At 50.9% G+C, this 422-nt stretch carries 1 protein-coding gene; it reads left to right on the top strand.

The genetic code is table 11. The features are described from left to right. Nucleotides 1-422 (top strand): 23S rRNA (guanosine(2251)-2'-O)-methyltransferase RlmB (gene rlmB, locus RVS70_RS22705; RefSeq protein WP_321134999.1); only part of this gene is annotated, 422 nt, incomplete at both ends.

Here is a 422-nt window from a genome sequence, read left to right as displayed (position 1 = left end):
GCATCAAGGCGTAGTGGCACAGGTTGCAGCGTATGAATATGCAGAACTGGACGATTTATATAAAGCGGCCGAAGAAAGAAATGAACAGCCTTTCTTCCTCATTCTGGACGAGCTTGAAGACCCTCATAATCTTGGTTCCATTATGAGGACAGCAGATGCGGTCGGCGCTCATGGCATCGTCATTCCAAAACGGAGAGCTGTCGGGCTGACAACAACAGTGGCAATAGCTTCAACAGGGGCAATTGAACACATTCCTGTAGCGAGAGTCACCAATTTGGCACGGACGTTAGAAGAGATGAAAGAACGGGGAATCTGGGTTGTCGGAACGGACGCGTCCGCGCGTGAGGATTACCGCAATCTGGACGGCAATATGCCTTTGGCTTTAGTCATCGGAAGTGAAGGAAAAGGGATGGGCCGACGCG

Origin of the sequence: Virgibacillus sp. M23 (genome assembly GCF_034190895.1) — a bacterium.
GTDB classification, from domain to species: Bacteria; Bacillota; Bacilli; order Bacillales; family Amphibacillaceae; genus Virgibacillus; species Virgibacillus salarius.
This window is presented reverse-complemented; position numbering and strand designations above follow the sequence as displayed.